Origin of the sequence: Thiocapsa sp. UBA6158, assembly GCF_002423035.1 — a bacterium.
Lineage (GTDB): Bacteria > Pseudomonadota > Gammaproteobacteria > Chromatiales > Chromatiaceae > Thiocapsa.
Map to the genome: position 1 here is coordinate 22,343 of NZ_DIUM01000099.1, position 6,280 is coordinate 28,622.

Annotated in this window: 9 protein-coding genes; 8 read left to right on the forward strand and 1 reads right to left on the reverse strand. The window is 64.2% G+C overall.

Going from position 1 to position 6,280, the window contains the following annotated elements:
- The first annotated feature begins 3 nt into the window (after positions 1-3).
- The 6 genes from B4N44_RS13800 (at position 4) to B4N44_RS13825 (ending at position 3,664) form a co-directional block, all read left to right on the forward strand.
- Positions 4-699, forward strand: coding sequence for an alpha/beta fold hydrolase (locus tag B4N44_RS13800; protein WP_296701833.1), 696 nt, complete (start codon positions 4-6; stop codon positions 697-699).
- A 202-nt stretch (positions 700-901) separates the two neighbouring features.
- Positions 902-1,099 (forward strand): hypothetical protein, encoded by a 198-nt coding sequence (locus B4N44_RS13805; protein WP_296701811.1) that lies wholly within the window; start codon positions 902-904, stop codon positions 1,097-1,099.
- 309 nt (positions 1,100-1,408) lie between these two features.
- Positions 1,409-1,774 (forward strand): YkgJ family cysteine cluster protein, encoded by a 366-nt coding sequence (locus B4N44_RS13810; protein ID WP_296701813.1) that lies wholly within the window; start codon positions 1,409-1,411, stop codon positions 1,772-1,774.
- 169 nt (positions 1,775-1,943) lie between these two features.
- Positions 1,944-2,567 carry a V-type ATP synthase subunit D gene (locus B4N44_RS13815; protein ID WP_296701815.1) on the forward strand — a complete coding sequence of 208 codons (624 nt, stop codon included), beginning with the start codon at positions 1,944-1,946 and terminating at the stop codon, positions 2,565-2,567.
- Between the two features lie 16 nt (positions 2,568-2,583).
- Positions 2,584-2,730, forward strand: coding sequence for a hypothetical protein (locus tag B4N44_RS13820; protein ID WP_296701817.1), 147 nt, complete (start codon positions 2,584-2,586; stop codon positions 2,728-2,730).
- Between the two features lie 19 nt (positions 2,731-2,749).
- Positions 2,750-3,664, forward strand: a complete 915-nt coding sequence (locus B4N44_RS13825; protein ID WP_296701819.1) for a 5-bromo-4-chloroindolyl phosphate hydrolysis family protein — start codon at positions 2,750-2,752, stop codon at positions 3,662-3,664.
- Positions 3,665-3,899: 235 nt separating this feature from the next.
- On the opposite strand, the gene tcdA is transcribed toward B4N44_RS13825, so the two are convergent.
- Complete coding sequence (gene tcdA / locus B4N44_RS13830; protein ID WP_296701822.1) at positions 3,900-4,724, reverse strand: tRNA cyclic N6-threonylcarbamoyladenosine(37) synthase TcdA; 825 nt, start codon at positions 4,722-4,724, stop codon at positions 3,900-3,902.
- 318 nt (positions 4,725-5,042) lie between these two features.
- Here tcdA and B4N44_RS13835 point away from each other — a divergent pair, with 318 nt between their 5' ends.
- Both B4N44_RS13835 and groEL read left to right on the forward strand, forming a co-directional pair.
- On the forward strand, positions 5,043-5,330 hold the full coding sequence (locus B4N44_RS13835) for a co-chaperone GroES (RefSeq protein WP_296701825.1): 288 nt from the start codon (positions 5,043-5,045) through the stop codon (positions 5,328-5,330).
- Positions 5,331-5,388: 58 nt separating this feature from the next.
- Positions 5,389-6,280 (forward strand): chaperonin GroEL (groEL, locus tag B4N44_RS13840; protein WP_296701828.1); only part of this gene is annotated, 892 nt, incomplete at its 3' end.

Here is a 6,280-nt window from a genome sequence, read left to right on the forward strand (position 1 = left end):
CTGCTGCACGGGTTCACCGGCAGCGGCGAGGACTGGTGGGCCTGTTGCCCGCACCTGAAGGAACGTGCGCTCGCCGTCGACCTGCCCGGACATGGCGCCGAGTCGGCGCCCGTTCGGTCTTTCTCTGAAAGCGTCGGCGACGTCCTAGGTGCGCTACCCGACGGTGTCGACGAGGTCGTCGGCTACTCCTTGGGCGGCCGTTTCGCGCTCGGCTTGATGGCGCTCGACCCCGAACGCTTTCGCCGTGCCACCATCATCTCCGCCCATCCGGGTCTCGAAGACGCATCGCAACGCGCGGATCGGCTCGCGGGTGATCGGGCGTGGATTCGAAGGCTCCTCGAGGACGGAATCGACGCCTTCGTCGACGCTTGGGAGTCACAACCCTTATTCGCGACGCAGGCCGGCTTGCCGAGCGCTGTGCTGGAGCAGCAGCGTCGGCGGCGCTTAGGCCAAAGCCCGACGGGGCTCGCGGCCTCTCTCGAGCAGCACGGACTCGCGCGCATGCCCAGCCTTTGGGAGCCGCTGACGGCCTTTCCCGGAGCGCTGAGCTGGATCGTCGGGTCTTCCGATGCGCGCTTTCTCGGAATCGCCCGGGAAGTCGTACGCCGGCGTCCCGCGACGCGACTGCATGTCCTGCCCGGCGTCGGCCATAATCCCCTACTCGAGTGCCCCGAGATTTTGAGCGATCTTTTGGTCTAATCCGCGTCTCACCGAGCTCGAGGACAACGCCAAAGCCAAACGCACAATGAAAATGACGCATGTCGCTCTGGACGCGGTTTAGAATCGCGTCTCCGGCGTCCGCCCCTGGATGCGGACCCGGACAGCCGATCGGGCTGGAAGCGACAGCACCTAAGGATCCCCGATCGAACCGACACCTCGACTCAAGCCGGAGGAGGCATCCATGCAACAGACACCATCCGAGCCGCAACCGGCAGCACCCCTGTCCGGGCAAACGCCGGGAACCGACCATGTCCGATCCGAGGACAACAACCTGACCGTCATCCTGGGCGAATGGGGCTTCAAGGTCTTATTCGCTTTCCTGGGTGCCGCAGCGACGCTGCTCAGCCTGCTCGCACCGCGTCGGCGAGAGCGTTCCTGAGCGACCTACTCAGGGCGATCGCCGGCGGCGCATGGCGCCGCTCTATGTTGCAAGCGCGTTGAAGAATCCGTCGAAGCGCGCGATGAGACCGGGCCTCCAAAACCCGTCGTCGACACGGATTTTCCGCTCGACAAACGCAAGGTGATCCCGGCATCCTTTGCTCCTCACAAACACCTGCTATGTTTCTGATCAAAACGGGTGTCACCCAGAGCGCCTATCGCCGGATCAGGCTTCGACCGCATCTTCGCGATCAACGCCTCCCTTCACACACCCGGGGTGTCTTGAACACGCCTCAATCGCTGCGGCGTCGTGACGAATACGATGATCGAGGATGCCCGAAAGACCCACGGCCATGCCACCTCCAGCGCCAACGCCGACTCGGCGTGCGTGAAGACCGAGGCCGAGACCGACCCGATTCTCGCCGCCTCGGTGACCTGCGAGACATGCGCCGCCAACTGCTGTCGTTTGGAGGTCTGGTGTCTCACCGACACCGGTGTCCCCGGCCATCTCACCGTCACCGACCACTTCGGCCGTACCCTGATGGACCGGCTCGACGACGGCTGGTGCGCGGCACTGGACCGCGACACCCTGCTGTGCCGAATCTACGCGCAGCGGCCCTTGGTGTGTCGCGAGCTGGAGGTCGGCAGTCCCGAATGTCTCGCCGAGCGCGGTTAGGACCCCGGCGCTCGCGCTCCCGACGAGATCGACAGGCCGGCGCGCCGGGCTCCCCATGCAGCAAGCGCTGCATCCGAGACGACGATCATGCGATCATTCAACCTTTGCCGCCGGATGAGCGTGGGCGCATCCAGGACGGCTAGCCTTCGCTCGGGTCGAGAGAGTCCAGATGGCACAACAACTGATCAAGGTTCCGCCGACCAAGAACACACTCCTGCGCTTGAAGAAGCAGGAGAAGTTTCTCGAGGAAGGCCACGACCTGCTCGAACGCAAGCGCGAGCTGTTGACGCGCCTCGTCTACGAGCGCATCGGCGAGTACCGGCGGCTGCGAGAGGCATCCGAAACGGCCCTCGCCGAGGCTTACCGCTGTCTGAGCATCACCCATCTGCGCATGGGCAGCCGCGGGATCCACCAAGCCGCGCTCGGCTCGGAGCTGGCGCTGACGGTCGACATCCTGCCGCGCCGCGCGCTCGGCGTTGAATATCCTGCGGTCACCAGCGAGCGCATCCCGCTCAAGCCGGTCGGTCTCCTGGGGACGGACGCGAGCTTCGACACCACCCGCGAGAACCTCGCCAACGCCTGCGTGCTGCTCGCCCGTCTCGCCGAGGTCGAAACCGCACTGCACCGCCTGATGGAAGAGCAACGCAAGGCTCAGAAGCGGGTCAACGCGCTCAAGTACAATATCATTCCGCTCTATCGGCGGACGATCCACTTCATCCAATCCTCGCTCGAAGAAGAAGAGCGCAACACACTCTTCCAGGTCAAGTTGCTGCGGCAACGGGCCGAGGCCTGAGGAGCGGCCCGACGCGATGCCCGACTTTCCGCGCAAGGTACTGGGTTTGCTCTTGATCCTGGCCGCCGTCGGCGTCGCCTCCTGGCAGGCACTAGCGGTCTCCTGCTCGTCGCCTGCGGCTGCCGCTGCCGAGACCGCACGGCAGGCCGCTCAGTCTCGCTGATGCCTCGGGAGACCCGTCCATGATCCGCGTGCTTGCGCTGGTCGCGATCCTCACGGCGATCGCCATCCTGATCCTGGTCGTCCGCTCCAAGCTCCTCGGCAGCCGTGAAGAGCAGCGTCCGATCCCGGATCAGCCGAGCCCGGCAAAGGGCCTCTTGATGTTCCTGCTGACGCTGCCGGTCTTGGTTGCCGCGATCATCGCCATGGCGCGCGGGCTCTTGATGCCGATGATCGGCAACGCCGTCGGTTACGGTCTGCTGCTGGGCGGGGCTTGGTTGCTGTGGCGCGGGTTGGTCGCGGAAGCCGCCTACGCGCACCGTCTCGTCGCCAAGACGCCTTGGCCGCTCAAGACGGTCGGCGGCGGCCTGATCGGCTTGGGAACAGGCCTGACCGCCTGGCTCGGTGTCGGGCACCATCCGGGCATCGCCTTCGCCTTCGGGCTCGTGGCCCTGCTCGGGTGTCGGCTCTTCTACGGGACCGATCCAGTTGAAGCCAAGCGCGTGACGGCCGCCTCCGGGCTCGACACCACGGATCAGGTGCTTGCCGCCTTGACGCAAGCCGAGCGCTCGATCGCCGCGGTCGAGCAGTCGAGCCGCGACATCCGACAACCCGAGCTGAATCAACGGCTGCGGCGCGTCGCCGCGCTCGCCCGCGAGATCCTGACCTTGCTGGAAGAGGATCCGCGGGACCTGCGCCGTGCCCGCAAGTTTCTGAACATTTATCTGGACGGCGTGCAGCGTGTCGTCGAAGGCTACGCAAGGACGCACCAACGCGCCGCCTCGCCGGATCTCGACGCCAATTTCCGTCGTGTTCTGACGAGCATCGAGGAGGTGTTTCAGGAGCAACGCCGCAAGCTCTTGGAGTCCGACATCATGGACCTGGATGTGCAGATCGAGGTGTTGACGAGCCAGTTGAGGCGCGAAGGGCTCTTATGAACCGCGTCGAATGAACCGCGTCGAGGAGCGATCCTGAAACGTCGATGCGCTAAGCAGCGTTACTGCATTCCAAAAAGGTCGAGGCGACGCGGTTCAGAGGGTAAAGGCGACAGAGGAAAGACGTATCGGCCGCCGGGGGCAGGCACTCCCTAAGCCGGTTATTCATTATTTAGACCGCGTCACCGAAGCCCTCTTTGGCTCACCTCGGGTTCAGTCTGGACTGTAACCTCTCGAGTCACTCCGGACGCGGTCTAATCGCCATCTCGATCACCCTCGCTACGGCGGCGAACCCGAACGTCGCTGTCACGAAGCTGGCTGACCCGTAGCCGAGTCGACAGTCGAGCGAGACGCCGCTGATGCCGGGCTTTTGGTGGCCGACACAGCCATCCGCCTGCGGATAGACCGGCTGCTCCAGCGAGTAGACGCAGTCGACCTTGAAACGCCGTTTCGGGTCACGCGGAAACCCATAAACCTCCCGCAACCGGCGCCGCACTTTCGAGGCCAAGGGGTCGTGCTCCGTGAGGGTCAGATCGGCCACCCTGACCGCGGTCGGGTCGCGCCGCCCGCCCGCACCCCCGGTCGTAACGATGGGGATCTTGTGCGCCTTGCAGTGTGCAATCATCGCCGCCTTGAAACGGATGCTGTCGATCGCGTCGATGACCGCGTCATAGCCGCGGCTCAGATACGCCTCGAGTGTCCGATCGGTGATGAAATCGCGGATCGGCTCGCACCGGCAGAGCGGATGGATGTCGCGGATGCGTTCGGCCATCACCTCGACCTTCGCCCGATCGAACTGGCTGGTCATGGCATGGCTCTGGCGGTTCACATTGCCCGCCTCGATGGTATCGTCGTCGATCAGGGTCATGGCGCCGACCCCGGTTCGCGCGAGCGCCTCCGCCGCCCAAGATCCCACCCCGCCGACGCCGACGACACAAACATGCAGCTCGGCAATCCGCGCGCTCTCCGCCGCCCCGTAGAGCCGAGCGATCCCGCCGAAACGCGCCTCGCGCCCCGAAGAAAGTTCGGTAGCAGGCCGCCCGAGAGTGTCTGATCGTTCCATCGCAGCATCATCCTCGATCTATGCCCGGACTGAAAGCGTCCGCACAAATCGCCCCCGAGCCTTAACCCGCAACCCAACACCACAGCTTTCCGAATCTCCTAATCTCCTGAACCGCGTCCCCCGACAGCCCTTGAGAAACACGAGGTCGAAATCACCCATAACGGATCGGAGGACTCCGGACGCGGTTCAGCAGCGGTTCAGCAGCGCTTGACATCCCGGGATTTTTCTCTAGATTGTTAGCACTCGATCCGGCCGAGTGCTAACAGCCCGTCGAGATCGCGAACTTTCAGTTTCTTCGCTCAAGGAGTCACGTCGTTTATGAACCTACGTCCTTTGCATGACCGTGTCGTCGTTCGCCGCAAGGAGGAGGAGCGCACCTCCGCCGGTGGAATCCTGATCCCGGACTCGGCGGCCGAGAAGCCGATCGAAGGCGAGGTCATCGCCGTCGGCAACGGCAAGTTGCTGGACAGCGGCGACGTCCGCCGCCTGGATGTGAAGGTCGGCGACCGCGTGTTGTTCGGCAAGTATTCAGGCACCGAGGTCAAGCTCTCCGAGGAGAAGCTGCTGGTGATGCGCGAAGACGACATCCTGGGCGTCATCGAATAGCGGATAACCGCCCGCGTCCACCACATTCCCCATTTCGCTTTACCGAGGCAAGCAATCCATGAGTGCAAAACAGATTTCCTTCAGCGAGCAAGCCCGTGTCCGAATGCTCCGCGGCGTGGACATCCTCGCCAACGCGGTCAAGGTCACCCTGGGTCCGAAGGGCCGCAACGTCGTCATCGAGAAGTCTTGGGGCGCCCCGACCGTCACCAAAGACGGCGTCTCCGTGGCCAAGGCGATCGAGCTCAAAGACAAGCTCGAAAATATGGGCGCCCAGATGGTGAAAGAGGTCGCGTCCAAGACCTCCGACATCGCCGGCGACGGCACCACCACTGCCACCGTGCTGGCCCAGGCCATGGTCCGCGAGGGCCTCAAGGCCGTCGCCGCCGGCATGAACCCGATGGACATCAAGCGCGGCATCGACAAGGCTGTCGAGGCGTCCGTCACCGAGCTCAAGACGCTCTCGCGTCCCTGCTCGACCAACAAGGAGATCGCCCAAGTCGGCACCATCTCGGCCAATTCGGACGCCTCGATCGGCCAGATCATCGCCGAGGCGATGGAGAAGGTCGGCAAGGAAGGCGTCATCACGGTCGAGGAAGGCAAGTCGCTGCAAAACGAGCTTGAACTGGTGGAGGGCATGCAGTTCGACCGTGGTTATCTCTCGCCCTACTTCATCAACAACCAGCAGAGCCAGAAGGCCGAGCTGGATGCGCCCTACATCCTGCTTTACGACAAGAAGATCTCCAACATCCGTGACCTGCTCCCCGTACTGGAGGCCGTCGCCAAGGCCGGTAAGCCGCTGCTGATCGTCGCCGAAGATGTCGAGGGCGAGGCGCTGGCGACACTGGTGGTCAACAAGCTGCGCGGCGGCCTGAAGGTCGCGGCGGTCAAGGCGCCGGGCTTCGGCGATCGCCGCAAGGCGATGCTGGAAGACATCGCCATCCTGACCGGCG